The organism is Pseudarthrobacter sp. Pseusp20 (assembly GCF_059492155.1).
The window spans coordinates 2,991,691-3,018,369 of sequence record NZ_CP168521.1 but is presented as its reverse complement, the minus strand read 5'-3'; the positions used below and the strand labels follow the sequence as shown (position 1 = coordinate 3,018,369).

Sequence of the window (26,679 nt, the reverse complement as noted above, 5' to 3'; positions counted from 1 at the left end):
AATACTGCACGGGTTGCCCGGCGCCGCCCTGCAAGCTGGTGGAAGCCCCGGAACCGGCAGCAGCTGCCGCTTGCAACGCAAAGCCCAGGCCCCAAGAAGCGAAGGTCCCATCATGAGCACCCCTGTCCCCGCCCGCGACGCACTGCAGCCCGGCGCGGCCACCGCGCCCAGCGCTCTGATGCCCCGCCTGGTGGCCGAGGCCTTCGGCAGCCTCTTCCTGGCCGTGGCCGGGCTGGGCGTGCCGCTGTTCAGCATTCCGCAGTCCAGCCCGGTGCCGGCGGCCCTTGCCGCCGGCCTGGCCATCACGGCGGCAATGCTCGCCTTCGGACACATCTCCGGCGGCCATTTCAATCCCGCCGTTACCCTGGGTCACCTCCTGGCGGGACGGATCCGTGCCGGCGCCGCCGCCGCATACGCCGCCGCCCAGGTGGTGGGAGCCCTGGTGGGCGCCCTTGCCCTGTTCGGCATCCTCCGCACCCTTCCCAGCATCCCTGACAGCCGTACTGCCTTCGACACCGTGACCGCAGGCTTCGGCGAGCATTCCATCATTCAGGCCCCGCTCGCCGCCGTCGTGCTCCTGGAACTGCTGGGGGCCGCGATCATCGTGGCTGTCTTCCTTGCCGCCGGCCGCTCCGGCGGCAGCCGCAGCGCGGCGCCCGTTGCCGTCGGCCTGTCGTTCGCGGCCCTGCTGCAGGTGGGCCAGTCGGTGGGGAACCTGCCGTACAACCCCGCCCGCGCCGTCGCCTCCGCCGTCTTCAGTTCCGGCTGGGCCGTGGAGCAGCTGTGGGTCTTCCTGGTCGCGTCGCTGGCCGGCGCTGCCATCGCGGGGCTGGCGTTCCGCATTACCGGAGTGGCTGAGTCCGCTGCATCCGTTGAGGACGGCGCGGACCTCCATGACGACGAGGGCGCCGCCGAGGCCGACGACGACGCCGGGGAGGCCGACGACGACGCCATGGAAAGTGCCGGCACGGACAGGGCTGTGCCCGCAGCGGCCGCCCGGCAGGACGCAGGCGGCGTCAACGAGGCGCAGGAGTTTTTCGAAGGAAAACGGTCCTGACCGCCGCTGGCCGCGGCGTTTTCCTTGAGTGTCAGTGGTTGCCGATAGCTTAGGGATATGCGGTTACTTCACACCTCGGACTGGCATCTGGGCCGTTCCTTCCACGGCGTCGGCATGCTGGACGCCCAGCGCGCCTTCGTTGACCAGCTGGTGGCAGCGGTCCAGCGGGACAGCGTGGACGTTGTCCTGATCGCCGGCGACGTCTATGACCGGGCGCTGCCGGGCGTGGACGTGGTCCACCTGCTTGATGACGCACTGGTCCGCCTGACTGCCACGGGTGCAAAAGTGGTGCTTACCAGCGGGAACCACGACTCCGCCATCCGCCTGGGTTTTGCCTCCCGCCTGCTGGAACGCGGGGGAGTGCACCTGCGCACCAGGGTGGAGGACCTCGCCCACCCGCTCCTGCTGCCGCTGGGCGCGGATGCTGCCGGAAAGGACGCCGTCCTCGCGCTGTACGGCATCCCATGGCTTGAGCCCAGGCTTGTCGCCGAACAGCTGGGGGCGGAAACGCCAAGCCATTTCGAGGTAACCCGGGCGGCCACCGCCCTGATCCGGGAGGACATCGCCCGGCGTGCGGCTTCCGCCACCGTCCACTCCGTAATCCTGGCCCACACATTCGCCAGCGGCGGCATCAGTTCGGACAGCGAACGGGACCTCAGCATCGGCGGAGTGGGCGCGGTGCCGCTGGACCTCTTCGACGGCTTCAGCTACACCGCCCTGGGCCACCTGCACGGGCGTCAACAGCTGTCCGGCTCCGTCAGGTATTCCGGGTCGCCGCTGGCCTATTCCTTCTCCGAGGCCGCCCACCGGAAGGGTGCCTGGCTGGTGGACATCGGTCCGGCGGGAGTCACATCCGTGGCGGAGGTCCTGTGGGAGGCCCCGCGGTCCCTCGCCGTACTGCGCGGAACCCTGGAAGATCTCCTGGCGGACCCGGGCCACGCCTGGGCTGAGACCGCCTACTGCCAGATCACCCTGACGGATGCCCAGCGTCCCGCCCGTGCCATGGAACGGCTCCGCGCCAGGTTCCCGGACACCCTGGTCCTGTCCTTCGATCCGCAGGGCGGGGCTGCCGCCCCCCAGGCCAGCTACAGCAGCAGGCTCGCGGGCGCACCGGATGACCTCGCCCTGTGCTGCGGTTTCCTGGAGCATGTGCGGGGACGGGCTGCAGACCCGGCGGAGAAGAACGCGCTCGCCGCCGCGCTGGAAAACGTCAGGCTGCTGGAGGCGTCACGGTGAGGATCCACCATCTGCGCATCTCCGGGTTCGGCCCTTTCGCCGGAACCGAGGACATCGACTTTGACCGCCTCAGCGCCCATGGCCTGTTCCTGCTGAACGGGCCCACCGGTGCCGGCAAGACCAGCGTGCTGGATGCCATCTGCTTTGCCCTGTACGGATCTGTCCCCGGTGCCCGGCAGGACGGCAAGCGGCTGCGCAGCGACCACGCGGAACCTGGTCAGGAACCTTCCGTGACCTGCGAGTTCTCCTCGCAGGGCCGCCGCTTCGAAGTGACCCGCTCGCCGGCGTGGGACAAGCCCAGCGCGCGGGGCAAGAATGGCTTCACGGTCCAGCAGGCAAAGACGCTGCTCCGCGAACGGATCGACGGGGCGTGGGTGGAAAAGTCCGCGCGCAACGACGAAGCAGGCGCGGAGATCATGGCGCTGCTGGGCATGGACCGTGAGCAGTTCACCCGGGTGGTCATGCTGCCGCAGGGTGATTTCGCTGCCTTCCTCCGCTCCAAGGCCGCCGACCGCCTGGACCTGCTGCAAAAGCTCTTCGGCACCCAGCGCTTCGAGGCCCTGGAACAGGAACTCTCGCGTCAGGCTGCCGCCGCCCGGGAGGACGTCGCCGCCCTGTCCGGCCAACTCGGCCTCCTTGCCTCGCGTGCCGAAACCGAGGCCGCTCCGCTCCGGCTTCCTGATGCCGGAGCTCCGCCGGCGGACGACGTCCCCGGCCGCCTTGACTGGCTGCAGGCTTCCGTTGCCGGCCGGCTGGCGGAACTCACGGAGCACGCCGCAGCCGCGGCGGCGCTCAGCCAGGACCGCCGAAGTGAGGTGGACAGCGAAGCCGCGCGGCATGAGCGGCACCGGAAACTCCAGGCGGCCACCGCCCGGCGGAAGTCCGTGGAGGACGGGGCCGCGCATCGCGATGAGCTCTCCTCCCGTCTGGCCCGGCACCGCCAGGCCGAGGTCCTCCAGGGGCAGCTGCAGGCCGTGGACGCTGCGGCAGCCAAGGTCCACAACGCGGAAGCCGCTGCAGAATCTGCCCTGACGTTGCTGCGGATGGCTGCCACGGACGACGGCGAACTGGCCCGGCTGGGCCTGGAAACCCTGGGCTCCAAAACACTGGGCTCCAAATCACCGGGCTCCGAAACACCGGGCTCCGAAACACTGGGTTTGGAACCATTCGCCGCCGGAGGCAGGGTCCCCGGGGCAGCGGACGAACTGGGCCGGCTGCGTTCGCTGCTGGCCGTCGTCGAGGCCCGGCTGCCGGACGAGGACAGGCTCCAGGACCTGCGGAAGCGGCACCGGAGCCTGGCCGGCCGGCAGGAAGAGCTCCGGCTCACCGTGGAGACGCTGGGGAATCGCGCAGCCCATTTGCAGGACGAGCGGGCGGTACTGGCCGACGGTATGGACCAGCTGGAAGCGCGCTCCATCGAGGCGGCACTCCGCCGCAAGGAAGCCGCTGCGGCCGCGGAACTGCTGGACATCGTCCGGCGGCACGGGCGGGCTGCCCAGCGGAGGGACCTGGCCAGGATCCGCCATGACGATTCGCGGGAGGACCTCCTGGAGGCAAAACGCCATTGGCTGGACCTGCGGGAGGTCCGGCTCGCCAACGCCGCATCCGAGCTGGCAGCCAAGCTGGTTGCCGGCGAGCCCTGCCCCGTCTGCGGAAGCGGGCAGCATCCCCGCCCCGCGGATGGCGGCACTACCGGCCCGGGCCTGGCCCAGGATGAAGAGGAAGCCCACCGCTTATACGAGGCCGCAGAGGCAGCCCATGCCCTGGTTGCCGCTGACCTTGCAGAAGCGGAGCAGGCCGTGGCAGTCCTCGCCGGCCAGGGCGGGACCACCCCTGTTGAAGAGGCACGCGCCGGTGCCGAGGCCGCCCTCGCTGCCGCCGCGGACGCAGAGAAGGCCGCAGAGGAGCTGCAGGACAGGCGGCAACGGCTGGAAGCGCTGGATGCCGGTCTGGGGCAGGCGCGTGCCGCGCTGTCCGAAACAGAGGCAGAGCTGTCCCGGACTGCCGTGTCCCTTGCCGAGGCGGCCGAACAGGCTGCAGCACTGGACAAGGCGCTCGCCGCCCTGCGCGGCCCCCACCCCAGCCTGACCCGCCGGCTGCGGGCACTCGAGGACGCCGCAGCAGTCCTGGACAAGGCCGTCGAGGCGCAGACGCGGCTGGACGCGGCGCGGCTGCAGTCCGCCGAAGCGCAGGAGCAGTTGGAACTGGCCCTGCCGGGTGCGGGTTTCGCCACGGCAGACGACGTCCGCAGCCAGCTCCTTGGCGCCGCCGAAGCGGCAGCCCTGGAAGCCGCCGGCCGTGCAGCCCAGGACGAAGCCGCGCGCGTTGCCGGATTGTTCGAATCCGAGGACATTGTGCTGGCCCTGGAAGAAGCCGCGGACGGCTTCCGGGCAGACGAGGAGCGGCTGGCAGCGCTTCGCCTGGAGTCGGCCACTGCCCAGAATGACGCGCGGGAAGCCGATCTTGCCGCCGGTCTCGCCTCGCGTTGCCTGGAATCCCTGAAAACGATCGCCGCCGACTACCAGGAGCTGGTCCGCGCATCCCGGGAACCGGCGGAGCGGGCACAGATGCTTGCCGGGCTGGCTGACGCCGCAGCCGGCCGGGGTGAGAACACGTACCGGATGAGCCTGAACAGCTACGTCCTGGCGGCGCGGCTGGAGCAGGTGGCCCTCGCCGCGTCCGAACGCCTGGTGGCCATGAGTGATGGCCGCTACCTGCTCCAGCACACCGACGCCAAGGCAGCGCGTGGCGCAAAATCAGGGCTGGGACTTGAAGTGGTGGACCAGTGGACGGGCTTCCGGCGGGACACCTCCACCCTGTCCGGGGGCGAGTCCTTCATGGCGTCGCTCTCGCTGGCACTCGGGCTGGCGGACGTCGTCCAGCAGGAGGCCGGAGGGGTGGAAATCGAGACCCTGTTCGTGGATGAGGGCTTCGGAAGCCTGGACGAACAGTCCTTGGAACAGGTCATGGATGCCATTGAGGGGCTCCGCGACGGCGGCAGGGTGGTGGGACTGGTCAGCCATGTTGCCGAGATGAAACAGCGCATCGGGACCCAGCTGCAAGTGATCAAGAGCCGGAACGGCTCCACGCTGCGGATCTCCGAGACTGTGGACGCCCTCGCCTGACCCGGCCGATATACTGGAGCGCGTTACCGGGTTGCGCGCATCGGGAGGAGGGACGATGCGCACCTATTGAACGAGCCCGGAATTGACACCACAAACTACTCCTTCAACCACCCCCGACACTCCTGCCCGCACCGCCGCAGAGCAGGAAACCTCCAGCCCGGACTCCATGGAACGGGCAGCGAGGGGGCGTTTTTCCCGGCTGCCGCAGCTCGCCGGCAGAAGCTTCATTCCCTTGGGACTTTTTGCGCGGCTTCCCCTGGCCATGCTGGCCATGGGCACGCTGACCCTGGTCACCTCGGTCACGGGTTCCTTCGCCGCCGGCGGGGCCGCGGCCGGCGCGGTGGGCATCGGCTCCGCGCTCGGAGCTCCGGTGCTTGGAGCCCTGGCGGACAGGCGGGGACAACGGCCCGTCCTGCTCCTGTCCGCTCTGCTCAACACCGTGGCGGTGCTGGCCCTGGTCTTCATCGCCAACACCACATCCGAGGCGGGGGATTTCCCGCCCGCCGTCCTGGTGGCCGCCTTCGCCGCCGGCGCCACCTGCCCCCAGGTGGGACCCCTGGCCCGGGTCAGGTGGATGGCGCTGACAACCAATGCCGCAGGTCCGTCGGCGCCGTCCGGTGGCGCTGCCCGTGAGCTGGACACCGCGCTCTCCTACGAGAGCACGGCCGATGAACTGACGTTTGTCCTGGGACCGGCCCTGGTGGGAATCCTGGCCAGCCTCGTGGCGCCCTGGCTTCCCCTGGCGCTGGCAGCGGCCATGACCATCACCCTTGTCCCTGCCTTCGCGGTGCACCCTACCCATGGCGCCGTACCTGCCACCGGTCGTCCCGTCCGCAGGAAAAGCACGGGCAGGGCACAACCCGTGAAGCTGCCATGGGTCGTTGCCTTGCCGGTTCTGGCCATGGTCTGCATGGGGACCTTTTTCGGTTCCACCCAGGCCGCCCTCAGCGCCTTCTCTGCGGGGCTCGCAGGCACGGAAATTGCGGGCCTGCTGTACGCCGTGATGGGCCTAAGCTCTGCAGTGGCGGCATTCTCGGTTGCTTACTGGCCGCGGCGCGCCGGCCTGGCACTGCGCTGGGTGCTGTGCGCAGCCCTGATGGCGGGGCTGGCGGTCCTGCTGCTGTTGCCGGCATCGCTGCCCATGATGGCGGCGGTCCTGCTGGTCCTTGGACTCCCGGTGGGTCCGGTCATGGTCACGGTCTTCGCCGTGGGCGGACAGGTGGCTCCCGCCGGCCGGCTTGGCACGGTCATGACCGCGCTGGCCAGCGGTATTGTTGCCGGAACGGCCATCGGGTCCTCGATTGGGGGACAGCTGGCCCAACTCCACGGCCCGGCGGCGGCGTTCCTTGTCCCGGTCTGCGCGGCCGCAGCGCTGGCGCTGCTTGGGGCCGGGGCCGCCGTCGTGCTCCGCCGGAGGACCTGACAGGGCCTCCATGCCAGCCTGCCGCCCTCCCGCCGCTACGCCAGTTGGCCCTCGATCCTGGCGGCGCTTGCGGCGATGGCCGCCCCCACCGTTTCCGGATCATGGGCGGAACGGATGTAGACGACGGCGAGGGCGGCCGGGCGCCCGCCGGGCACCCGGACAGGGGCTGCCAGCGAGGAAACCCCGGCAATGACCTCGTCATGGCTGGCTGAGTAACCCCTCCTCCGTGCTTCCGACGCCTCCGGACGGTAGGGGATACCCGTATCCAAGCGGTCCCACTCGGCTTCGGACAGGGCCGACTGGATGGCGATACCCGGCGCGCCTGCGTTGATGGGGTGGCGCGTACCAGGGTGCTGGGCCACGGTGGCGCCCGAATGCCGCGGCTCAACCGTGACGAGCGTGATGCAGTCATGGTGGTCCCACACCGCCACGAACGCCGTCATATCCAGCGAGTTCGCCAACTGGGTGAGCTCGGGAAGGGCGGCGCTCTGCAGGTTGCGCGATACTCCCCGGGCCAGGACCGCCAGGCCGGGGCCGGGCTGGACCCGTCCGGCATCGTCACGCACCAGGAGGGAATGGTCTTCCAGGGTACGCAGGATCCGGTAGGCCACCGAACGGTGGACACCCATGGCGTCGGCCAGTTCGGCGATGGTCAGCGGGCCCGGGGCAGCTGCCAGGATCTCAAGGGCGCGGATGCCGCGCGAAAGGGTCTGGGACGGCGAAGCCTGCGGCTCCGCCGTCCGGGCTGCGGCTGCTGGAGGTGTCATGAAATCCATCCTAGGGGCGAACGCGCGGCCTGCCGTGACTCTTGTCTCATCCGGGCGCACCGGGTATTGTCCTCTATACGAACTCGCAGTTCGAATATAGAACTCAATGTCGGGCACATCCCCTTGGAAAAAAATCCGCACCCCGTGTCCCGCATCACAATTCCGTAGTACCCTACTAACTAACTGACCGTTCTGTCGGTAATTCTGAAGGCGTCCGGGTGGCACAGCTGCCCAATAAACAATGGAGTTTCAATGACCACACCTTCCAAGGTGGATACCCCCGCCGGTCCCAGCAGCCGGCGGGAGGAACGCAAGGTCCTCGCCGGCACCCTCGTCGGCACCACCATCGAGTGGTACGACTTCTTCATCTTTGCCCAGCTGACCGCAACGCTGCTGTCGCCGCTGTTCCTGGCACCGCTGAACGAGTCCAACCCGGGACTGGCGCAGATCCTCTCGTTTGCCCTCATCGGCATCAGCTTCCTGTTCCGCCCGCTCGGCGCTGTTGTCGCCGGACACCTGGGCGACCGCCTGGGGCGTAAGGCGATGCTGGTCTTCACCCTGGTCATGATGGGCGCCGCGACGGCCCTGATCGGCATGCTCCCCACGTATGCGCAGATCGGCGCCTGGGCTCCCATCCTGCTGATCCTGCTGCGCGTCATCCAGGGCTTCTCGGCCGGCGGGGAATGGGGCGGCGCCGCCCTGATGGCTGTTGAGCATGCACCCATCAGCCGCCGCGGCCTGTTCGGGGCCTACCCGCAGATCGGCGTTCCCGTAGGCATGATCCTGGCCACCGGCCTGCTCTACTTCCTCAACACCGGCATGTCCAAGGAAGACTTCGCGGCATGGGGCTGGCGCGTGCCGTTCCTGCTCTCCATCGTCCTGATCGTGGTGGGCTACCTGATCCGCCGCGCAGTCGCCGAGAGCCCCGTCTTCCAGGAGATGGCCCTGCGGAAGAAGGAAAGCAAAGCGCCGCTGGGCGAGCTGATCCGGAACCACAAACTGCCCGTCCTGTACTCCACCCTGATCTTCATCGGCAACAACGCCGCCGGGTACCTGCTGATCGCGTTCTTCATCTCCTACGCGACCAAGACCCTGAAGATGCCCACCCCGCAGATCCTCCTGGCCACCACGCTGGCGTCCTTTGGCTGGCTGATCTTCACCCTGGTGGGCGGCTGGCTGTCGGACCGGATCGGCCGCGTGAAGACCTTCCTCACCGGCTACGCCATCGTCTTTGCCTGGATGATCCCCATGTTCGCCCTCATCGACACCAAGAACATCCTGCTCTACGGCGTCGCCCTGTTCGTCCTGACCATCGGCCTGGGCCTGTCCTACGGTCCCATGTCGGCCATGTATGCAGAGATGTTCCCCGCCAACGTCAGGTACTCCGGCATCTCCATCGGCTACGCCTTCGGCGCCATCCTGGGCGGCGCCTTCGCGGCCACCATTGCCGAGTCACTGCTGCAGGCCACCAAGTGGACCGGTTCGATCGGCATCTACATCATGGTCCTCTGCGTCATTTCGGCCGTCGGCGTGGTGCTGGCCAAGGAAACCAAGGGCCGCCCGCTGGGCGTCAGCAACCACCACTGATCCCCATCGCCCCCGGACGACGTGGGCAGGACTGCAGGCCCGGACCGCAAGGTCCGGGCCTGCTGTGCTTCCGGGCGGCCTAGTGCGCCAGCAGCCTGACCGCGTCGTCGTCGCTCAACTGCCCAAAGTGCCGGTAATAGCTTCCAACAGCCCGGAATCTTCCCGGCAGGTGCAGGCACACCACGGCTTCGCACACCCGCTCAAGCGAGGCTTCGGCGTCGATCGATCCCACGGGAGCTGCCGCCACCACGGCAGCCGCGCCGCCCTCCCGCATGGCTTCGACGGCGGCACGCATCGTGGCGCCCGTGGCCAGGCCGTCATCCACCAGGAGGACGGTCCTGTCCGCCACGTCGATGCCGGTTCCCGGATACAGCTCCACCCGACGGAGCAGTTCGTCCCGTTCGCGCCTCTCAACGTCATCCAGCCATTCCTGCTGCACGCCGTGGTCAAGGACGCGTTCCAGCAACGGCTTGTTGATCAACCGGACCGTGCGCCCTAGCGCCCAGGCCAGGGCCCCAAAGGCGGTTTCCTCGTGACCTGGAATGCCCAGCTTCCGCACCAGGACGGTGCCCAGGGGCAGGCCGAGGGCAGCCGCTGCAGCCGCGGCGACAGGAATACCGCCGCGCGCCAGACCCAGGACCACGGTGTCCGGCTGTTCCCGGAACTGTCCAAGCGCAGCGGCCAGGCGGTGGCCGGCGTCAGTGCGGTCTTCGAAACGCGTACCCATCTGTCCCTCCCGGCAACTGCGGCCTGCCTGCCCCCAGCGTACTGCTGGATGCCCTGGCGGTTTCAGCCCGGGGCCAGGCTTTCCAGCAAGACCCGGGCCCTGCCTAGACGGACAGGAACGAGATCGCGGCCTGCTTGAAGGCCCTGCTGGTGATGGCGTTGGTGTGGTTCCGGCCCGGGAGGACCAGCTGTTCGACCATGGAACCGGCGCCGCGGGCCAGCTCGGCGAGCCTGGGCAGGATCGCGGCGCGTTCGTCCTTGTCGCCCGCCACCAGCAGCATGGGAACATGGGGGACTGCCTCGGCGGGGTCGTAGGGCTCGGCCTTGATGGCCTCCACCAGGGACAGCAGCGCGAAGATGTTGTTGTTCGGCAGCAGCAATGCCATCTTCAGGAGCTGGGCGGTCGATTCGTCCTGGATCGGTGTCCCGTCCGCAAGGTAGTCCTGGGCGGCGATGAGGTCGAATGCAGCAAGGGGGTCGGAGTCGTTGGGGCCGCCGAGCACCAGCCGGTGCACCAGCTCGGGCTGGGTTGCGGCGAACTCCCAGGCGAGCCTGGATCCCAGGGAGTAGCCCACGACGTCCAGCCCGCTGGAAGGGTCGCCGTCCTGCAGGGGGTGGACGCCGGCGTCGAACGCCGCCTGGAGCAGGTCCGCCCTGATCCTGCTGGGGGAGTAGGAGTCACGGTCCTCCGGCGCGCCGCTGCGGCCGTGGCCGGGAAGGTCCACGGTGATGACCCGGCGGCCGGCCTCGAGCAGCGCCGACACCCAGCCGGTGTCCTCCCAGTTGAGCTTGGAGGAGGAGGAGAAGCCGTGCAGCAGCAGGACCGGCCGCAGGCCGGCATCGTTTGCGGGCTCATGGACCGCCACATACAGCTGGGGGTCGGTGCCTTCAACGGTGTGCGCGTGCTGCTGTCCGGTGTGCCTGCCGCTCATGGTGTCAGTTCCCCAATCAGGTACGGCGCCTGGGCGGGCCCGGCGCGTCGGTGCGTCTTCCTTGGAAAGGTACGCACCACTCTACCTGTTGGCAGGCTGGTCCCTGCCGGTGAGGCGGGCCCCGGCAGCACACGCCAGCGCGATGCCGGCAACCAGGGCGAAGGTGCTGAAAAGCTGCACCCGGCTGCTCTCCGCGCTGAGGCCGACGGCGAAAATCACCCCAAGGAGGACCAGGCCCAGGATGGTCAGGCCGGGAAAGCCCTTCATCCGCAGCGGAAGCGGGATTCCGTCCCGGTCTGCCCGGCGGCGCAGGATCAACTGGGAGACCAGGGCGCTGCCCCAGACCACCAGGCACGTCGATCCCACCAGCTGGAACAGGGCGGGCAGGATCCGGTCCGGGAACAACAGCTCCAGGACGGTGGCGATGAAGCCGAAGGCCACCGATACCGCCACTGCGGCCAGGGGCACGGCGGCGCCGTTGAGGCGGGTCAGGACGCGCGGCGCTTCACCGCGCTGCGCCAGGGAGTACACCATGCGGGACGCGCCATAGAGGTTGGCGTTCAGTGCCGAGAGAAGTGCGACGACGGCCACCAGGGTGATTGCGGTGGACGCACCGGGGATCCGGGCCGCATCCAGCACCCCGGCGAAGGGGGAGGCCAGGCTGCTGGACGTGGCGGGGAGGACGGCGGCGATGACGAAGACAGAGCCGATGTAGAACACCAGGATGCGCCACACCACGGTCCGGATGGCCTTGCCCACGCTGCGTTCCGGGTCCTCGGTTTCGGCCGCGGCCACCGAGACGATTTCCGTTCCGCCGAATGCGAAGATCACCACGAACAGGGCCGCCGCAACGCCGCCCAGACCCTGGGGAGCAAAGTTGCCGGTAAGGTTTCCGGCTCCCGGGGAGTCGACGCCGGGCAGCAGCCCCAGGAGCAAAGCGGCCCCCACTGCAAGGAACAGCACGATGACGGCCACCTTGAGGATGGCGAACCAGAACTCGAACTCACCGAAGTTCCGGACACCGGCCAGGTTGATGCCGGTAAACACCACCATGAACAGCAGCGCCAGCGCCCAGACCGGGATCATGGGCCAGACGGAGAACAGCAGCCCGGCGGCGCCCAGTGCCTCGGCTGCGATCACCACCACCAGCTGCAGCCACCACAGCCATCCGATGGTGGCCCCGGCCGTACGCCCCATGGCCCGCCCGGCGTAAACGGAAAAGGCGCCGCTGTTCGGGTTGGCGGCCGCCATTTCGCCCAAGGCCCACATCACCAGGATGATCAGCGTGCCGGCCACCAGGTAGGAGATGAGGACTGCCGGTCCGGCGGCCTGGACACCGGCACCCGATCCCAGGAACAAGCCTGCGCCGATGGCACTGCCCAGCCCCATCATGGTGAGCTGGCGCGGCTTCATGCTGTGGCTTGCCGGCGTCTTGGGCGGGGCTGCGGCGGACATGGTCCGGCCAGACTTCATCGTCATTGGGATGGTGCACCTTCTGGGGCTGGTTCGACAGTCCGGTCCGGATGGTCCGGGGGTCCTTGTGGGACCTTTTGAATTTACCGGCTTCGAGGAGCCGCCCAAAAACGGCAGGAAGAACCGCCAGGGGAGAAGGGCGGGCGCGCCCTGGACCCTGGACCGTGCCGGCGTCCCCAGGCGGCAGCAGAAACATTTCCCATTCCTGCGCCGCTGGTCGTAGAATTAGTTTTGGTCAAGTTGACCATAACTCTGAAGAACCGCCGCATCCGGCGATGGGCACGACGAGAGGCGGTGGAACGTGTACTACAGCTCGGCAAACGTGTCTGAGCGGCAGGCCGCGCCGCCGTCGCTGGCCATTTCCACGGTGATCTTCGCCCTGCGGCCCAGTGAAACGTCGGGCCGTCCCACGCTGTGGCTGCCCCTGGTGCGGCGCATCCGTGAGCCCTTCAAGGGGCTGTGGGCACTGCCGGGCGGCCCCCTCAGCCATGAGGAGTCGCTCCAGGACGCCGCGGCCAGGAACCTGCGGGAAACCACAGGCCTGGCGCCCCGCTACCTTGAGCAGCTGTACGCCTTCGGCGGCCTGCACCGCTCACCCACGCAGCGCGTGGTCTCCATCGTGTACTGGGCCCTGGTCCAGCCCACGGAGGCTGCGCTCGCCGACGAATCCGAGAACGTGCGGTGGTTCCGCGCGGACCGCCTGGGCGGTCTGGCCTTCGACCACAACGCGATCGTTGACTACGCCCTCGGGCGACTGCGCAACAAGCTGGCCTACGGCTCAGTGGCGTACCACCTGCTGGGCGAGTACTTCACCCTGGCCCAGGTCCGCGAAGTCTACGAAGCTGTCCTGGACCGCGAACTGGATCCCGCCAACTTCCGCCGGCAACTCAAATCCACCCCGGAAATCGAAGAAACCGGGGAATACCTCCAAGGCGGGAAACACCGTCCGCCACGCCTCTACCGCTACACCGGCCGGCCAGGCCTTGACCCAGACAACAGGAGCACACCATGAGCAGCGTCAACACGGCAATCCAGCTGATCACGCGCGAACAGGCCGAAAAAGGCGCAGCCGAACGCAGCACCTGCAGCCCGGCACTGGCGAGCGGACCCTGGGACTACGACCTGGCCGAGGCGCTGGCGGGTGTCCCCGCCTACGGCCCGGGTGCATCCAGCGCCGACCCCGCCCCCGCCACCACCCCGCGCCAGGGCCAGCTCCCCGAGGAATACAAGCGGGCCAGCGACGCCGAACTCGGCGAACGGATCAAAGCCGCCAAAGCCGAACTGGGGGAACGCGCCGTCATCCTGGGCCACTTCTACCAGCGCGACGAGGTGATCCAGTACGCCGACTTCGTGGGTGACTCCTTCCAGCTCGCCAACGCGGCACTCACCAGGCCGGAGGCCGAGGCGATCGTCTTCTGCGGGGTCCATTTCATGGCCGAAACCGCGGACATTCTCTCCACCCCGGAGCAGGCGGTCATCCTGCCCAACCTCGCCGCCGGCTGCTCCATGGCCGACATGGCGGACGCGGACTCCGTGGAGGAATGCTGGGAGCAGCTGGCGGAGATCTTCGGCACCGAGCCCGACGCCGACGGCCGGGTTCCGGTCATCCCCGTCACCTACATGAATTCCTCCGCAGCCCTGAAGGCTTTCTGCGGCGAGCACGGCGGCATCGTCTGCACCTCCTCCAACGCCAGGACCGTCCTGGAGTGGGCGTTCCAGCGCGGACAGCGGGTGCTGTTCTTCCCCGACCAGCACCTCGGCCGCAACACCGCCAAGGCCCTGGGCGTACCGCTTGGGCAGATGCCCATGTGGAACCCGCGCAAGGACCTCGGCGGCAACGACGAACAGGCGCTGCTCGACTCCCGGGTGATCCTCTGGCACGGGTTCTGCTCCGTGCACAAGCGCTTCAACGTAGCCCAGATCGAGAAGGCCCGCGCCGATTTCCCCGGCGTGCAGGTGATCGTGCACCCCGAATGCCCCATGGAAGTGGTGGACGCCGCCGATTCCGCCGGCTCCACCGACTTCATCAAGAAAGCCATCGCCGCAGCCACCGAGCCCACCACGTTCGCCATCGGCACCGAAATCAACATGGTGAACCGGCTCGCCGCCGAATACCCGCAGCACACCATCTTCTGCCTGGACCCGGTGATCTGCCCCTGCTCCACGATGTACCGCATCCACCCCGGTTACCTTGCCTGGGTGCTGGAGGAACTGGTGGCCGGCCGCATCGTCAACCGCATCACGGTGGCTGACGATGTACAGGCCAACGCCAGGACGGCGCTCGAGCGCATGCTCGCTGCGAGGCCCTGATGCGCCGCGGGCCCGACGCACCCGCCCGCCGGCTCGCCGTCGTCGGAAGCGGCATCGCGGGACTTTACGCCGCCCTGCTTGCCGCAGATGCCGGCGCCGACGTGGTGCTGGTGACCAAAGGCGCACTGGAGCACAGCAACACCTGGTACGCGCAGGGCGGCATCTCCGCGGTGCTCGCCGAACCTGCGCCGGGGGACACCGTTGCCGCGCACATCGCGGACACGCTCCGGGCAGGGGCGGGGCACTGCAACGAGGACGCCGTCCGGCTGATGTGCACGCAGGCACGGCAGGACATCGCCGGCCTCCAGCGCTACGGGGTGGCGTTTGACGCGGGGCCAGCTGGAGCGGGCCACGGTGACGCAAGGCACGACGGCGGCCCGGCCCTTGGGCTCGAGGCAGCACACAGTGCCCCGCGCATCCTGCACGCAGGAGGGGACGCCACGGGCGCGCGCGTCGCCGGTGCACTGATCCAGGCGGTCCTGTCCCTGCGGGACGCGGGTAAGTTGACGCTCCTCACGGAAGCCCACGTCACAGCCCTCACCACCCGCGACGGGAATGTGAGCGGGGTCGAATACCACCAGGACGGCCGCAACCTCAGCCTGGACGTGGACGCCGTCCTGCTCGCCACCGGAGGAGCCGGCCAGTTGTTCGCCCAAACCACCAACCCCGCCGTGGCCACCGCCGACGGCCTGGCGCTCGCCGTCCGCGCCGGCGCAGCCACGGCAGACCTCGAATTCTTCCAGTTCCACCCCACCTGCCTGGTCAGCTCCGCCACAGCCCACCCCGGACGCCTGGACGGACCCCTGCTGATCTCCGAAGCCGTCCGCGGCGAAGGCGCCGTCCTGCTCGACTCCAACGGCCGGCGCTTCATGAAGGCCTACCACCCAGACGCCGAACTGGCACCCCGCGATGTCGTCTCACGCAGCATCGCCCTCCACCTCGCCAAACTCGGTGACCCCAACGGCCACGTCTACCTCGACGCCCGCGCCATCGAACAGGCCAGGGGCAACGGGTTCCTCCAACAGCGGTTCCCCACCCTCACCCGCAAGACCCTCGACGCCGGTATCGACTGGACCCGCGAACTGGTCCCCGTCGCACCTGCCGCCCACTACTGGATGGGCGGCGTAACCACCGACCTCCACGCCCGCACCACCGTCCCCGGGCTCTACGCAGCCGGTGAAGTTGCGTGCACCGGCGTCCAAGGGGCAAACCGGCTGGCCAGCAACTCCCTCCTCGAGGGACTCGTCTTCGGCCGCCGCGCTGTTGAATGTTTCCTGGGGGGCAGCTCCGCAAGTCCCTCGGCGCCTGCACTCGCGCCTCGCACCGGCGGTCGCCTCGCAAGCTCGGCGGCCAGTGCGGACGCTCACGCAACAACGGCGCTTTCGGGACTTCCGAAGCTGCCCCACCCATCCACCGCCACGCCGCCGAACCCCAGCGTGTGGAGAACGCACCGGAGTCCTGAACCCTTTGATACACCTGAGCACTTCTCCCGGGACGCTCTTCGTCGACTGATGACTGCCAATGCCGGGGTGCTGCGTTCCGGGGAGTTGTTGCTTGAGGCGGCTGTCACGCTTGACCACTGGGCCGCCGTCGTCCGTCCCCATGCCAGTTCTTCCTCTTCCGACCCTGTGGTGAATGAGGACCGGAACCTCCTTTTGGCTGCGCAGCTGCTGGTCGCCGGAGCTCTCCGCCGGCCTGAATCCCTTGGGGCGCACTACCGCAGTGATGATCCCGCAGACCCTGAAACCACTTACCCTCCGCGCCCGAAAGCGAGCCTGCTCCATGACTGAACCCGCCGTGATCGACCAGGCAGCCACCCTGCGCCCCGCACTGGACCTCACCCTTCCCGCGGCACCGGTCAGGGAGATCCTGGAACGGGCCTTCGCCGAGGATGCACCCTCCGGCGACATCACCTCGCAACTGCTCATTCCCGCCTCGGCCCGCGCCACGGCCGTCCTCAATGCCCGGGTGGCCGGGGTCCTCAGCGGCGCAACAGTGTTCCGCGACGCGATGCAGCTGGTGGATCCCGCCACCCAGGTGGAGCTGCTCGTGGCGGACGGAGAAGCGTTCGACGCCGGCACGCACCTTGCGAGGGTCACCGGCAGCGCCCGCTCGGTGCTGATGGCAGAACGCGTGGCGCTCAACCTGGTCCAGCGGATGTCCGCCATCGCCACCAAGACCGCCGCGTTCGTCCGGCTCGCCGAGGGGACCCGGGCGCGCATCACCGACACGCGCAAGACCACACCGGGCCTGCGCGTCCTGGAACGGTTCGCCGTACGGTGCGGCGGCGGCGCTAACCACCGGTACAGCCTGTCCGACGCGGTGCTGGCCAAGGACAACCACCTGGCCGTGATGACCGGGGGAGACCCGGCAAAGCTCACCGGGCTCCTGCTGGCCGCCAAAGCCCAGCTGGGGCACACCACCCACTTTGAAGTGGAAGTGGACAGCATGGAGCAGATCGAGCCCGTGCTGGCCGCCGGCGTGGACACCATCATGCTGGACAACTTCACGGTTGAAGAGCTGAAGGCCGGCGTGGCCCTCGTGGCCGGTCGCGCCCGCGTGGAAGCAAGCGGCAACGTCAACCCCGGCACCGTCGCGGCGATTGCCGCCACAGGGGTGGACGTCATCTCCGTGGGGGCACTGACGCACACCGTGGCCGCACTGGACCTGGGCCTCGACGTCGAACTGACCGCCCGGTGAGCACGCCATGATCTTCCTCGACGCCGCCGCCACCACCCCCGTCCGCCGCGAAGTACTGGACGCCATGTGGCCTTACCTCACCGGCTCCTTCGGGAACCCCTCCAGCCACCACACCCTTGGTGAGGCGGCAGCTGCGGCGCTCGCGGGGGCGCGGGCAGCGGTGGCCGGCGTCCTTGGCTGCCGGCAGGGCGAGGTCGTGTTCACTTCCGGGGGAACGGAAGCGGACAACCTGGCCGTCAAGGGCATTGCCCTGGCCCGGCAGGCGGCAAACCCGCATTGGAACCGGGTGGTGATCAGCGCCGTCGAACATCCGGCCGTGGAGGAATCCGCGCGCTACCTGGAGCGTTTCCACGGCTTCGTGGTGGACGTGGTGCCGGTCGACGCAACCGGCCAGGTCACCCCTGATGCGCTGGCCGGGGTGCTGTGCCCGGAGACCGCGCTGGTCAGCATCATGTACGCCAACAATGAGGTCGGCACCGTCCAGCCCATCGCCGCGCTCGCAGAACTCGCCCACCACCACGGAATCCCCTTCCATACCGATGCCGTCCAGGCCGCCGGATGGCTGCCGCTGGACACCAAGGCCCTGGGCGTGGACGCCATGAGCATCTCCGGGCACAAGCTGGGGGCGCCCAAAGGCTGCGGCCTGCTCTTCGTCCGGAGCCGTACGCGGCTGGAACCGGTCATTCACGGCGGCGGCCAGGAAAGAGGCCGCCGCTCGGGGACGGAAAACGTGGCCGGGGCGGTGGGGCTGGCCACGGCCCTCACGCTCGCCCACGGCCGGCAGGCCGGCCAGCAGCCAAGGGTGGCCGCCCTGCGGGACCGTTTCATCGCCGCCGTGCTGGCCGCGGTGCCGGACGCTGTCCTGACCGGCCACCCCTCCGAACGGCTGCCCTCCGTAGCATCATTCTGCTTCCCCGGAACCAGCGGCGAGTCTGTGCTGCTGGAGCTGGAACGGAGCGGCGTGGTCTGCTCCAGCGGTTCGGCCTGCGCTGCCGGCTCGGATGCGCCGTCGCCCGTGCTTACCGCGCTGGGAATTTCCGCCGAAGTGGCGCAGACAGCGGTCCGGTTCAGTTTCGACGCCTCGGTAACCCGGGAGGAACTGGACGTGGCTGCGGACGCGGTGCGGGCCGCCGTCGCCAGTGTCAAGAACCTGGGCGCGGGCAAAGGCCGCTGACCGTCGCTGCCTGGTCAGCGGTGCCGCGCGCGGCGGAAAATCCAGTGCCGCAGCATGCTGAAGCGCACCGCCGTGGCCAGGAAGCCGGACAACGTGGTGGCCAGCAGTTCGTCCGCCACGGTGGCCTCCGGATTGAACCAGTGCAGCACACCCAGGCTGCTGCCGGTGATCACCAGGGCCACGGCGATCACCACCAGGCCGTTGAGGTGGTCACGGGTGCGGCGCTGCTGGCCTGCGATCTTGAACGTCAGCCGGCGGTTCAAGGCAGTGTTCAAGAGCGACGTGAGGACCAGCGCCACCGCGTTGGCCAGCTGGGCGCCAAGCCATGGCCGCAGCAGCGCGTAGAGGCACAGTGATGCAGCGGTGCAGATGACGCCGACACCGGAGAAGCGGAGCAACTGCCGGATGACCGGATAGCGCAGGACTCCCCGGTAATGCCTGGTGGCAGGCAGGCGCCGGGTGCTGGTCTCCGGTACTGCTGGTGCGGACAGTCCCTCCCTCATCCGGCGGCACCGGCAGGACGGTCAGCGCCGCGGGCAGGGGGCAAGCAGGAGATGCGCAAAGGGCGCCCAGGACGAACCGCCATCCGTCAGTACAGCTCGCCCACGGGAATTTCCACTGCCAGCCGGTTGGAGGGCCCGGGCAGCGGGCAGGCCCAGGCCTCGTTGTAGGCGCAGGAGGGGTTGTAGGCGAAATTGAAATCCAGGACGAACATGGCGCCCGGGCCGGTGCCGGCTACGCCGTGGAAGGCGCCCTTGATGGTGTCGATCAGGTAGCGACCCGCCCCGTAGGTGCCGCCGGGCTGGCCTGCCGTGGCATCGCGGAACGGAACGAAGATCCCGCCGCCGTACCCGTGGAGCTTCCACACCGCGAGCTGGCCCATTTCGGGCAAATCGAAGGTGCCCAGCCGGACAAAGTGCACCACGCCGTCGGTCCCGGTGTCGACGCTCATCTCGCGGCCGGCACCCTCTTTGGTCAAGGGCACGTGGAACCGGTAGATGGGATCGTAGTCGGCGGTCTTCAGCCCGGAGAAGCGCGCCTTGCCCGCGGCGGTCAGCGCAGAAGCCGGGTGGGTGGCGAACATCATGTCACGCTGGTGGCGCCAGTACGAGTGTGCCTCGGACGGGCTTTCAACCGAGAGCCGGCGGACGGTGTCGTAGAGCGCAAAGGTCCTCAGCCGCCAGTCGGCGATATCCAGGGCGGAGATGTCCGCCGGGTTGTCTTCGGCTGCGCCGTGCTGCTCTTCCGCCATAACCCCCAGCCTAGTCCCCGGGCAGCGTGGCAGCCGTCCGACGGCGACACGCCGGGTATGTGCCCGGGGGAACGGATGGCCGGCGCCCGGCAGAGGGGGCCACGGAACACCGTTCCCAAGCGCAGGAAACACCGCCGTGCCGGCCCGGAGAGGAGCCGTGCCGCCATTAGGCTGGCTTCCATGACAGGCAAGGAAGTATTGAGCGCTCTTCCCCGGATGTCACTGGTGGCCGCCGTGGTCCTGCTGACGGGTTGCTCCGGATCACCGGCCGGCCCGGGATGGACGGCGCAGCCGGCAACCTCCGGGGCAGCAACCTCCGGATCTGCAGCGCCCGGGCCAACATCCGGAACGGCGTCGGCGTCACCGGACGCCGGCGGCACCATCCCGGCCCCTGCCTCCGCAACGGCCGGCGAGCCGCAGGAGGCGGCCACCGCCGCCTCCTGGAAGACATACTCGGATCCTGCCAGGACGGTGAGCTTCGACCTGCCGGCGGACTGGATCGCGCAGTCGGTGGCGCCCGAGGAAGGCGTGCTTCCCGGTGGGCTGAAGATTGAGGTGAAAAAGCCCGACGGAACCTTCGTCGCCGCGCTCCGGACCGGACTGCCGCCGTCGAACGTTGACTGTCCCGACAACGCACGGCACCCGTACACCGTGATCAGCAGCGTGCCTTTTGAGCTCTCCGTCCCGGGCGGGGAGGGAACCATCCCGCCGCGGATGGTCTACCGGGTGATCCAGGGGTACCGCTACTTCGGTTCCTACGGCATCACCAACCTGGTGGGCGGAACAGACGGGCAGGCGTGCGGGCTGCGCAACGTGGTTCGTGGTCCGGCCGGCAAGGGGGACTACTCGTTCGGCGACCTGGTGACCCTCAAAGCCTTTGCGCCGGATGAGAAAGTGGCACCGGCGAAGGCCTTCGACACCCTTGGCCAGGCCGCCCAGTACGTCAACGAAAGCGCTGACTTCGCCAACGTGCAGCGGATGCTAATGTCGCTGAAGGTCAAAAACTAGTCCCGCTGCCGGCACTCACAAGTGCGGGGTGTGCGACTTACCTTCCCCCCAACACCCCCGGAGAGACATGGAACGCTCTGTTTCCGCACGCCTGGCCTTCAGGACCATCGCCAACACCAAGGTGGCCATGGCCATCGCCGTAGCACGGAACAGCGGCTACTCATCCTTCACGGAGTCCCTCTCCGTCACTGCCGGCGGGGCCGAGGTTCCACTCACGGAAGTTTCCGACCACCACGGCGGCCGGTTCCACTACATGGAGTTTGCCCAACCCACCGACGTCAGCGTGGACTATTCCGCCACGGTGACGGGCCGCGCCGTTCCGGAAGACGCCACCCTGGCCGAGCGGATCCGCTACGTCCGTCCCAGCCGGTATGCCGAGTCGGACCGGCTGCTGCCCACGGCCTATGCCGAGTTCGAAGGGGTCCAGGGAGCGGACCTGGTGCGCGCCGTCCGCGACTGGGTCAACGGTGAACTGCGGTACATCAGCGGCTCCTCCCGCGGCACGGACGGTGCCGTGGAGACCCTCCTCAGCAGGCGCGGCGTGTGCCGGGACTTTGCGCACCTGGCCATCGCGCTGCTCCGCTCCAAGGACATCCCGGCCCGGCTGGCGGCCGTCTACGCACCGGGCCTGAGCCCGATGGATTTCCACGCCGTGGCGGAAGCCTACGTGGAGGGGGCCTGGCACGTCATCGACCCCACGGGGCTCGCGCCGCGGGAGTCGATGCTGCGCATTACCGCCGGCCGCGACTCATCAGACACGGCGTTCCTTTCCACGGTGGGTGGAAGCCTGGTGTTGAACCAGCTGCGCGTCACGGCCGTGGTTGACGGGGACCTGCCCGGCGAGGATCCCTCCCGGCTGGTGGCGCTCGGCTGACTGTCCGTCCTGGCTGTCCACCCGGCCCGGCCGTCCTGTTCGGCCGGCCCGTGCGGCCGCCGGGAAGCCGCCTGCTACCGCGGAAGGGGACCCAGCGAACTTCGCAGCTTGTCCGTGAGCCGCTTCAGTTCCTTCTGCTCCGCGGCCGTCAGGGCGGGACCCACCAGCGCGGAAATGTCCCGGACGTGCTCGCGGCCGATTTCCTTCTGCAGCTCCCGCCCCTCGTCGGTCAGCTTCAGCAGGATGCCGCGGCCGTCCTCGGGGGCCGGCATTCTGGCCACAAGCCCCCGCTTTTCGAGCCGCTCCACCAGCCTGCTCAGGCTGGACTGGCTCAACAGCACGTTGTCGTTGAGCTCGTTGAGCCGCAGCCAGCCGGACGGGCACCGGGAGAGCGTGAACAGGACGTCGTATTCGTTGACCGCCAGCTTCCGGAAAGCCCGCCCGGACTGCAGCTTGCGCATCACCGCTACCTGGGCGCGGAACAGGGACTCCCAGGTTTCGGCTGCCAGCCGCACCGGAGATTCCGTTCCTCCCGCAGCCATCACGCCTCCGCGGTGGCTTTGTCGGCGTCCTGCGATGCCAGCAGGGCGGCGACACGGCCGGCGTGGGTGGGCGGCTCGGGAACGTGCGCTGGCTTGAGGGCCGCGTACTCCTTGCGGAGCACGGGCAGGACTTCTTCGCCGAACAGGTCCAGTTGCTCCAGGACGGTCTTCAGCGGCAGGCCGGCATGGTCGATCAGGAACAGCTGGCGCTGGTAGTCGCCGAAGTGCTCGCGGAAGGTCAGGGTCTTCTCGATGACTTCCTGCGGGCTGCCCACGGTCAGCGGGGTCTGGGAGGTGAAGTCCTCCAGTGACGGTCCGTGGCCGTACACGGGGGCGTTGTCGAAGTATGGGCGGAATTCGTTTACCGCCTCCTGGGAGTTCTTCCGCATGAAGAACTGGCCGCCGAGCCCGACGATCGCCTGGTCCGCCTTGCCGTGTCCGTAGTGCTCGTACCGCTCGCGGTAGAGGCCGATCAGCTGCTGGTAGTGCTCCTTGGGCCAGAAGATGTTGTTGGCGAAGAAGCCGTCGCCGAAGTACGCGGCCACCTCCGCGATCTGCGGGGTACGGATGGAGCCGTGCCACACGAAGGGGGCCACGCCGTCGAGCGGCCGGGGCGTGGAGGTGAAGTTCTGCAGCGGGGTGCGGAACTTGCCGGACCAGTTGACGGTGTCCTCGTCCCACAGCTTGCGCAGGAGGCTGTAGTTCTCAATGGCCAGCTCCACGCCGTCCTGGATGTTCTTGCCGAACCACGGGTACACCGGGGCGGTGTTGCCGCGGCCCAGGACCAGGTCCACGCGCCCGTCGGACAGGTGCTGGAGCATGGCGAAGTCCTCGGCGATCTTCACCGGGTCATTGGTGGTGATCAGCGTGGTGGCCGTGGAGAGGATGATCCGTTCGGTCTGGGCTGCAATGTACGCGAGGGTGGTGGTGGGTGAGGAGGAGAAGAAGGGCCGGTTGTGGTGCTCGCCCAGGGCGTAGACATCCATGCCGATTTCCTCGACCTTTTTGGCGATGGCCACCGAGGCCTTGATGCGTTCGTGCTCGGTGGGGGTGCGGCCCGTGGTGGGGTCCGTGGTGATGTCGCTGACGCTGAAAACACCGATCTGCATGGCGTGCCTTTCCGTTCCTGGACTTGCTGGGCTTGGCTCCAGTGTAAACCAATTTAGATGCATTTGCATCTATCGCCGGATACAACGCAGCCACGCCGGAAATATTCCGCCGTTTAGTCTGCGCCGGGAGCGGCGCGCCGGCCGCTGACCTTGGGGACCTGGCCGGTGGTCCAGTCCATGAATTCGGCGTCGAGGTCGGCACCCGGTCCCATTTCGGGGCGGGCCTGCAGGTCGCGCAGGAGTGCCTTTTTCTCGCGCCGTCCCTCCACCAGCCGGTACAGCACCGGGACCAGGATCAGGGTCAGTGCGGTGGAGGACACCAGCCCGCCGATCACCACCACGGCCAGCGGCTGCGAGATGAACCCGCCGCCGCCCGTGATGCCCAGGGCCATCGGCGTCAGGGCGAAGACCGTGGCAAGGGCCGTCATCAGGATGGGGCGGAGGCGCTGGCGTGCGCCGTTGGTGATGGCGTCCGCCACGTTCATGCCGGACCTGCCGTCGCGCGGCTGCCGGTACTGGTTGATCAGGTCGATCAGCACGATGGCGTTGGTAACCACGATGCCCACCAGCATCAGCATGCCGATGAGCGACGGCAGGCCCAGGGGCACTCCGGTGAGCAGCAGCAGGGCCACCGCGCCGGTCGCAGCGAACGGAACCGAGACCAGCAGGATCAGCGGCTGGACGAGCGACTTGAAGGTGGCCACCATGATCACGTAGACAATGGCGATGGCTGCCAGCAGGGCCAGGCCCAGCTGCCGGAACGATTCTGCCTGCTGGGTGGTGGCGCCGCCGATCGCCGCGGTGACGCCGGCGGGCAGCTGGACGTCCGCCAGGCGCTTCTGGACTTCCGTGTTCACCGCGCCCAGGTTGGAGCCCGACGGCGTGATGGACACCTTGGCGGTCCGCTCGCCATTGCTGGCGGTGATGGAGACGGGGACGTCCACCTGCTCCACGGACGCGATGCTTCCCAGCGTTACAGGCCGGCCGCCTGCGGGCAGCGGGATGTTCCGGACGGCGTCGATGCTGGTGAACTTGGTGCCCTGGCCGATGCGGACGGGGAAATCGTTGGTATCGATCCGGACCGTGCCCGCAGGGATGGGGCTGATGGTCGATGCCAGTACCCCGGCCACCTGCTGCTCGTTCAGGCCGGCGGCGACGGCTTTGGCCCTGTCCACCTTGACCTGCACCACAGGGTTGCTGGCGGCCAGGTTGCTGGCAACTTCGCTGGTGCCGGGCACGCCCGTCATGGCCGCGACCATGGTGTCGCTGGCGGCCTGCAGGTCGGCGCTGCTGGCAGCCTTCAGCGTGATGTCCACGGTGGATGACGTGCCGAAGCCGCCCTGCTGGGTGCCCACCGATACCTTGCCCGAGTCGGGCACCTTCGCTAGCTCTGAGCGAACAGTCTCCTGGAGGCGCTCCTGGTTGGCCTTTTCGTCCGTCACCACTGTGAAGGTGGAGTTGGAGGATCCGGTCGAGGTGAGCGCGGCGAAGCCGGCCTGGGCGTTGCCGGAGGTCACCTGGACGTCCTTGATGCCGTCAATGCCCCGCAGCACCTCTTCGAGGCGGATGGCGGCGGCGCTGGTGTCGGCCAGGCTGGTCCCGGCCGGCAGCACCTGCCGTACGGTCAGGCTGTTCTGTCCCGAGTTTCCCAGGAGGTTCGTGGCAAGCAGTGGTGTCATGGCACCGGTGGCACCGAGCACCAGGACCGCGGCAACCAGGGTGATGACGGGGTGCTTCTGCGTGGACCGGAGGATGGGCAGGTAGCCGCGCTGCAGGCGGCTTCGCTGTTCGGCTTCGTGGGCCTTCGCTTTCGCCTCCTCGGCGATCCGCCGGGCCTCGGGGGAGCCGGCGGGCGCCCTGCCCGCCGCGCCCTTGGGGTTCTTTAGGAACCAGTAGGCGAGCACGGGGACGATGGTCAGCGACACCAGCAGCGACGCCAGCAGTGCCATGGTCACGGTCAAAGCGAATGGCCGGAAGAGTTCGCCGGCCAGTTCGCCGACGAAAGCGATGGGCAGGAACACCGCCACCGTGGTCAGGGTGGAGGCGGTGATGGCGCCGGCCACCTCCCTGATGGCGGTGAGGATCGCCGTCGACTTTTCCTCACCGTAGCTGAGGTGCCGCTTGATGTTTTCGATGACAACGATGGAGTCGTCCACCACGCGCCCGATCGCGATGGTGAGCGCGCCGAGCGTCAGGATGTTCAGCGAGTAGCCGGTGGCCGACAGGCCGATGAACGTGATCAGCAGGGACAGCGGAATGGACACCGCTGTGACCAGCGTGGAGCGGGCGGACATCAGGAAGAGCAGGATGATGGCTACGGCGAAGCCCAGTCCCAGCAGGCCTTCCGTGGTGAGGTCCTTGATGGACTTTTCGATGAAGGGTGCCTGGTCGAAGACCGGCGTGAACCTGGCGCTGGAGCCCAGTTCCGCCTCCAGGCCCTTCAGCGAGTCCCGCACCGCATGGGAGATGCCCACCGTGTCGCCCTCGGGTTTCTTGGTTACGGAGATGGCAAGGGTTTCGGCGCCGTTGGTGCGGGTGATGGAGGTGCGTTCGTCATCCTTGAGGGAAACATCGGCAACGGAGCCGATTGTTGCCCCATTCCTGGCACCTGCCAGCGGGAGTGCCTTGATGGCGTCCAGGGAGTCCACCGGGCTGCCAATCTGAAGCGACAGCGTCTTGCCCTGCTCCTGGAGCGTCCCGGCGGGGACCAGCGCGCCGTTATTGGACAGCGCGTCCCGGATGGAGGTGACACCTGTACCCGCCGCTGCCATGGCGTCGGCCCTGGGAAGGATCTCGATGTGCTGGGATGCGCCGCCGGTGACATCGGCGCTGCGGACGCCGTCGATCTTCTGCAGCCGGGGAACGCTCAGGCGCTGCAGGTCGGCATTCAGCTCGCTGAGCGTCTTGTCCGAGGAGACGGCGAGGAAGACGATGGGGAAGTCGCTGATGCTTCCGGCAATGGCCTGCGGCTGGACATCGCTGGGCAGGGACCGCTTGGCATTGGAGATGGCCCGGTCGATCTGGTTCCTGGCCCGGTCCAGGTTCGACCCGTACGTGAACACCATGGTGATCTGGGAGACGCCGGTGCGTGACGTGGAGGAGGTGGATTCCAGCCCCTCCACGCCGTTCAGCGCTTTCTCAAGCGGGCCGCTGACCTGCTTGTCCACCACTTCCGGCGACGCGCCCGGCATGGAGCTGAGCACCGTGATCTGCGGGAACTCAATGGAAGGGATGAGTTCCTGCTTCAGCGATGACATGGTGATCACGCCGAAGACCGAGGCGAACACGGTGATCAGTGCGATCAGGGCCCGGTTTGCCAGGGAAAGGTGCGCCAGCCGGAACATGGGTGGTCTCCTGGGGGTCTAAGTGACTGGTACATGCCCT

At 68.4% G+C, this 26,679-nt stretch carries 21 protein-coding genes; 12 read left to right on the top strand and 9 right to left on the bottom strand.

The window, feature by feature from the left end; genetic code table 11:
- The first annotated feature begins 112 nt into the window (after nucleotides 1–112).
- The 4 genes from ACEN9K_RS13910 to ACEN9K_RS13895 all read left to right on the top strand — a co-directional run bounded on the left by ACEN9K_RS13910 (nucleotide 113) and on the right by ACEN9K_RS13895 (nucleotide 6,841).
- Complete coding sequence (locus ACEN9K_RS13910; protein ID WP_495634560.1) at nucleotides 113–1,057, top strand: aquaporin; 945 nt, start codon at nucleotides 113–115, stop codon at nucleotides 1,055–1,057.
- Nucleotides 1,058–1,114: 57 nt separating this feature from the next.
- The gene (locus ACEN9K_RS13905) at nucleotides 1,115–2,293 is read left to right on the top strand and encodes an exonuclease SbcCD subunit D (RefSeq protein WP_495634559.1); all 1,179 of its coding nucleotides are present in this window, start codon (nucleotides 1,115–1,117) and stop codon (nucleotides 2,291–2,293) included.
- Complete coding sequence (locus ACEN9K_RS13900) at nucleotides 2,290–5,418, top strand: AAA family ATPase (RefSeq protein WP_018768368.1); 3,129 nt, start codon at nucleotides 2,290–2,292, stop codon at nucleotides 5,416–5,418. Before ACEN9K_RS13905 ends, ACEN9K_RS13900 begins: the two co-directional genes overlap by 4 nt.
- Before the next feature lie 166 nt (nucleotides 5,419–5,584).
- A complete protein-coding gene (locus ACEN9K_RS13895; RefSeq protein ID WP_495635708.1) occupies nucleotides 5,585–6,841 on the top strand; it encodes an MFS transporter in 1,257 nt (418 codons plus the stop codon).
- Nucleotides 6,842–6,876: 35 nt separating this feature from the next.
- On the opposite strand, the gene ACEN9K_RS13890 is transcribed toward ACEN9K_RS13895, so the two are convergent.
- Nucleotides 6,877–7,608 carry an IclR family transcriptional regulator gene (locus ACEN9K_RS13890; RefSeq protein ID WP_018768366.1) on the bottom strand — a complete coding sequence of 244 codons (732 nt, stop codon included), beginning with the start codon at nucleotides 7,606–7,608 and terminating at the stop codon, nucleotides 6,877–6,879.
- Nucleotides 7,609–7,860: 252 nt separating this feature from the next.
- On the opposite strand from ACEN9K_RS13890, the gene ACEN9K_RS13885 reads away from it, so the two are divergent.
- Nucleotides 7,861–9,195 (top strand): MFS transporter, encoded by a 1,335-nt coding sequence (locus ACEN9K_RS13885; RefSeq protein ID WP_018768365.1) that lies wholly within the window; start codon nucleotides 7,861–7,863, stop codon nucleotides 9,193–9,195.
- Between the two features lie 79 nt (nucleotides 9,196–9,274).
- Here the strand turns inward: ACEN9K_RS13885 and ACEN9K_RS13880 are convergent, their stop codons facing one another.
- From ACEN9K_RS13880 to ACEN9K_RS13870, 3 genes are all read right to left on the bottom strand, one after another.
- Complete coding sequence (locus tag ACEN9K_RS13880) at nucleotides 9,275–9,922, bottom strand: phosphoribosyltransferase (protein ID WP_495634558.1); 648 nt, start codon at nucleotides 9,920–9,922, stop codon at nucleotides 9,275–9,277.
- Between the two features lie 103 nt (nucleotides 9,923–10,025).
- Nucleotides 10,026–10,853, bottom strand: a complete 828-nt coding sequence (locus ACEN9K_RS13875) for an alpha/beta fold hydrolase (RefSeq protein ID WP_018768363.1) — start codon at nucleotides 10,851–10,853, stop codon at nucleotides 10,026–10,028.
- A gap of 81 nt (nucleotides 10,854–10,934) precedes the next feature.
- Nucleotides 10,935–12,326, bottom strand: coding sequence for an amino acid permease (locus ACEN9K_RS13870; protein ID WP_478223434.1), 1,392 nt, complete (start codon nucleotides 12,324–12,326; stop codon nucleotides 10,935–10,937).
- A 301-nt stretch (nucleotides 12,327–12,627) separates the two neighbouring features.
- Here ACEN9K_RS13870 and ACEN9K_RS13865 point away from each other — a divergent pair, with 301 nt between their 5' ends.
- The 5 genes from ACEN9K_RS13865 to ACEN9K_RS13845 are packed head-to-tail and all read left to right on the top strand — an operon-like array spanning nucleotide 12,628 to nucleotide 18,510.
- On the top strand, nucleotides 12,628–13,338 hold the full coding sequence (locus tag ACEN9K_RS13865; protein ID WP_018768360.1) for an NUDIX hydrolase: 711 nt from the start codon (nucleotides 12,628–12,630) through the stop codon (nucleotides 13,336–13,338).
- Nucleotides 13,335–14,636, top strand: coding sequence for a quinolinate synthase NadA (nadA, locus tag ACEN9K_RS13860; protein WP_056387944.1), 1,302 nt, complete (start codon nucleotides 13,335–13,337; stop codon nucleotides 14,634–14,636). The genes ACEN9K_RS13865 and nadA overlap by 4 nt, the downstream gene beginning before the upstream one ends.
- Entirely contained in the window at nucleotides 14,636–16,426 is a 1,791-nt protein-coding gene (locus ACEN9K_RS13855) for an L-aspartate oxidase (RefSeq protein WP_495634557.1), read from the top strand. The genes nadA and ACEN9K_RS13855 overlap by 1 nt, the downstream gene beginning before the upstream one ends.
- On the top strand, nucleotides 16,419–17,336 hold the full coding sequence (gene nadC, locus ACEN9K_RS13850) for a carboxylating nicotinate-nucleotide diphosphorylase (protein ID WP_056387941.1): 918 nt from the start codon (nucleotides 16,419–16,421) through the stop codon (nucleotides 17,334–17,336). The genes ACEN9K_RS13855 and nadC overlap by 8 nt, the downstream gene beginning before the upstream one ends.
- Before the next feature lie 7 nt (nucleotides 17,337–17,343).
- Entirely contained in the window at nucleotides 17,344–18,510 is a 1,167-nt protein-coding gene (locus tag ACEN9K_RS13845; protein ID WP_018768356.1) for a cysteine desulfurase family protein, read from the top strand.
- A 14-nt stretch (nucleotides 18,511–18,524) separates the two neighbouring features.
- Here the strand turns inward: ACEN9K_RS13845 and ACEN9K_RS13840 are convergent, their stop codons facing one another.
- Together ACEN9K_RS13840 and ACEN9K_RS13835 are read right to left on the bottom strand one after the other, a co-directional pair.
- Nucleotides 18,525–19,013, bottom strand: a complete 489-nt coding sequence (locus tag ACEN9K_RS13840) for a GtrA family protein (RefSeq protein ID WP_144599852.1) — start codon at nucleotides 19,011–19,013, stop codon at nucleotides 18,525–18,527.
- 86 nt (nucleotides 19,014–19,099) lie between these two features.
- Nucleotides 19,100–19,762: a DUF1684 domain-containing protein gene (locus ACEN9K_RS13835; RefSeq protein WP_018768354.1), complete on the bottom strand. Its 663-nt coding sequence runs from the start codon at nucleotides 19,760–19,762 to the stop codon at nucleotides 19,100–19,102.
- A gap of 180 nt (nucleotides 19,763–19,942) precedes the next feature.
- Here ACEN9K_RS13835 and ACEN9K_RS13830 point away from each other — a divergent pair, with 180 nt between their 5' ends.
- On the top strand, nucleotides 19,943–20,770 hold the full coding sequence (locus ACEN9K_RS13830) for a hypothetical protein (protein WP_495634556.1): 828 nt from the start codon (nucleotides 19,943–19,945) through the stop codon (nucleotides 20,768–20,770).
- Between the two features lie 67 nt (nucleotides 20,771–20,837).
- Nucleotides 20,838–21,644, top strand: coding sequence for a transglutaminase-like domain-containing protein (locus ACEN9K_RS13825; RefSeq protein WP_134163864.1), 807 nt, complete (start codon nucleotides 20,838–20,840; stop codon nucleotides 21,642–21,644).
- A gap of 74 nt (nucleotides 21,645–21,718) precedes the next feature.
- Here the strand turns inward: ACEN9K_RS13825 and ACEN9K_RS13820 are convergent, their stop codons facing one another.
- The 3 genes from ACEN9K_RS13820 to ACEN9K_RS13810 all read right to left on the bottom strand — a co-directional run bounded on the left by ACEN9K_RS13820 (nucleotide 21,719) and on the right by ACEN9K_RS13810 (nucleotide 26,639).
- Nucleotides 21,719–22,186 carry a MarR family winged helix-turn-helix transcriptional regulator gene (locus ACEN9K_RS13820; RefSeq protein WP_018768351.1) on the bottom strand — a complete coding sequence of 156 codons (468 nt, stop codon included), beginning with the start codon at nucleotides 22,184–22,186 and terminating at the stop codon, nucleotides 21,719–21,721.
- Nucleotides 22,186–23,295 (bottom strand): LLM class flavin-dependent oxidoreductase, encoded by a 1,110-nt coding sequence (locus ACEN9K_RS13815; protein WP_018768350.1) that lies wholly within the window; start codon nucleotides 23,293–23,295, stop codon nucleotides 22,186–22,188. Before ACEN9K_RS13815 ends, ACEN9K_RS13820 begins: the two co-directional genes overlap by 1 nt.
- 113 nt (nucleotides 23,296–23,408) lie before the next feature.
- Nucleotides 23,409–26,639 (bottom strand): efflux RND transporter permease subunit, encoded by a 3,231-nt coding sequence (locus ACEN9K_RS13810; RefSeq protein ID WP_495634555.1) that lies wholly within the window; start codon nucleotides 26,637–26,639, stop codon nucleotides 23,409–23,411.
- Nucleotides 26,640–26,679: the final 40 nt, after the last annotated feature.